The organism is Streptomyces sp. C (assembly GCF_000158895.1).
GTDB classification, from domain to species: Bacteria; Actinomycetota; Actinomycetes; order Streptomycetales; family Streptomycetaceae; genus Streptomyces; species Streptomyces racemochromogenes.
Genome location: NZ_GG657750.1, coordinates 5,234,679 through 5,237,068, shown reverse-complemented (window position 1 = coordinate 5,237,068; position 2,390 = coordinate 5,234,679). Strand labels below are relative to the sequence as shown.

Sequence of the window (2,390 nt, the reverse complement as noted above, 5' to 3'; positions counted from 1 at the left end):
ACGTACGCGGCGGTGTGCCGGGCGGCGAGCGCGGTGTCGGCGCCGAAGGAGCGGACGCCGATGACCGGGTTGTCGGGGTTGGAGTTGACGTCCGCGGAGGGGGCCCAGTTGAGGTTGACCCCGCACTCGGCGAGGCGGCGGCCCAGCTCGTGGGCGACCTCGCGGGTCAGGGAGGTGTCGTCGACGACGCCGAGGGCGAGGTTGCCGGGGAAGGACGAGCCGCCGCGGACCTCCAGGCGGGTGACGTCGCCGCCCTCCTCGTCGATGGCGACGAGTACGTCCTGCCGGACCTCCCGCAGCTGCGCGGTCAGCGCGGCGAGCTGCTCGGGCGAGGCGATGTTGCGGCCGAACAGGCCGACGGCGGTGAGGCCTTCGCCGACCTGGCGCAGCAGCCAGGCGGGGGCGGTGGTGCCCTCGAAGCCCGGCTGGAGGACCGCGAGGGCGTCGCGGGTGAGGCTGTCGACGCGGTGCGCAAGGATCGTCATGGTCCGTTATCCCTTCACGGCGCCGGAGGTCATGCCGCCGACTGCCTTGCGCTGGAGGAAGATGAAGATCACGAGGACGGGGATCGCGAAGATCGAGGACGCGGCCATGGTGGCGCCCCAGTCGTTGCCGAAGGCGGTCTTGAACTGGGTCAGCCACAGGGGCAGGGTCTGGGCGGTCTTGTCCTTGTTGAGGATCAGGACCATCGCGAACTCGTTCCAGGCGGTGATGAAGCCGAAGAGCGAGGTGGACATCAGGCCGGGGGCCAGCAGCGGGAAGATCACCTTGCGGAAGGCCTGGCCGCGGGTGCAGCCGTCGATCTGGGCGGCCTCCTCCAGGGTCACCGGGACGGCGGCGATGAAGCCGCGCAGGGTCCAGATGGTGAAGGGAAGGACCATCGCGAAGTAGATCGCGGTCAGGACGGCGAGGCTGTTCAGCATCTCGGCGTCGCGCATGATCATGTACATCGCGATGACCATGACCTCCCAGGGGGCCATCTGGGCCATCATCACGCCGAGGACCAGGCCCTTGCGGCCCTTGAACTTCATGCGGGCGATCGCGAAGCTCGCGGCGAGGGCGACCAGCAGGGCCAGCAGGACGGCGCCCACGGTGACGACGAGGCTGTTGGTGACGTACGTCCAGAAGTTCGTGACGCCGGTGGCCTTGGAGAAGTTGTCCAGGGTCGGGGTGAAGACGAAGACCGGGTCCTTGGTGAGGATCTCGCTGTTCGGCTTGAGGGCCGAGGAGAACATCCAGTAGACCGGGAAGACGAAGACCAGGGCCAGGAGCACCGCGCCGGCGTTCTTGGCGACGGTCGCGGGGCGCAGCGGCTTGCGGGTGCGCAGCTGCTGGGCGGGCTCGTTCGGGGCGGTGGTGGTGCTCACTGCTCCTCCTCCTGCTTCAGGATCAGGCGGAAGTAGAAGGACATGACGACCAGCAGGATCACGATCGTCAGGACGGAGATCGCGGCGGCGAGGCCGTAGTGGGCCTGACTCTGGCCCTCGACGTAGGCGAAGACCGGGAGGATCTCGGAGGCGCGGTCCGGGCCGCCCTTGTTCATCGCGTAGACCTGGGTGAAGGCCTTGAAGACCCAGATCACCTCAAGGAACGTGGTGACCAGGAAGAAGGGCTTCAGGTTGGGGAAGACGACCTTCCAGAAGGTCTGCCAGCCGTTGGCGCCGTCCATGCGGGCGGCCTCGTACAGCTCGGCGCCGACCGTGGTGAGGCCGGCGTACATGTTGAGGGCGACGAAGGGGATGGAGCCCCAGACGACCAGGAGCGTGACGATCGTCAGGGTGGAGAAGCCGGTCTCGAACCAGTTGTGCTGCTCGTAGCCGGAGAAGCCGAGGGTGCGCATCACCCAGTTCATGACGCCGAACTGCTCGTCGAACAGCCAGTAGAAGACCTGGACGGAGGCGACGATCGGCATGGCCCAGGCCATCACCAGCGCCATGGACAGGACCAGGCGCATCCACTTGCCGAGGCGGTTGAGCAGGATGCCGATGAGGCTGCCGATCACCATGATCAGCACGACGTTGGCGAGGGTGAAGGCGAAGCTGCGGACGACGACGGTCCAGAAGTTCGAGTCGCCGAGCAGCTGGGTGTAGTTGTCGAAGCCCGCGAAGGGGTACTTCCGCTGGATGAACTCGATCTTGTTGATGTCCTGGAAGGACAGGATCACGTTCTTGATCAGCGGGTACAGCAGCAGGAGCGCGAGGCTGGCCACGGCGGGCAGGACCAGCAGGTAGGGCAGCCACCCCGAGGGGAGCGGCCTTCTGCCCCCGCGAGGAGACGTATCACTGGGGCCGGCCTCGGCGGTGGGTGCCTGCGGCGGCCGTCCGGCGGACTTGTGTGGTGCGTCCTGTGGAGCGCTGGTCGTCGCTCCCTGGGAGTGCACGGTCATGGCT

General features: G+C 67.4%; 3 protein-coding genes. All 3 read right to left on the bottom strand.

The window, feature by feature from the left end:
• Positions 1-485 (bottom strand): glycoside hydrolase family 3 N-terminal domain-containing protein (locus SSNG_RS23785; protein WP_007266454.1); only part of this gene is annotated, 485 nt, incomplete at its 3' end.
• A 6-nt stretch (positions 486-491) separates the two neighbouring features.
• Positions 492-1,310, bottom strand: coding sequence for a carbohydrate ABC transporter permease (locus SSNG_RS23780; RefSeq protein ID WP_042804016.1), 819 nt, complete (start codon positions 1,308-1,310; stop codon positions 492-494).
• 53 nt (positions 1,311-1,363) lie between these two features.
• A partial coding sequence (locus SSNG_RS23775) for a sugar ABC transporter permease (RefSeq protein WP_347232463.1) occupies positions 1,364-2,390 on the bottom strand: 1,027 nt, incomplete at its 5' end.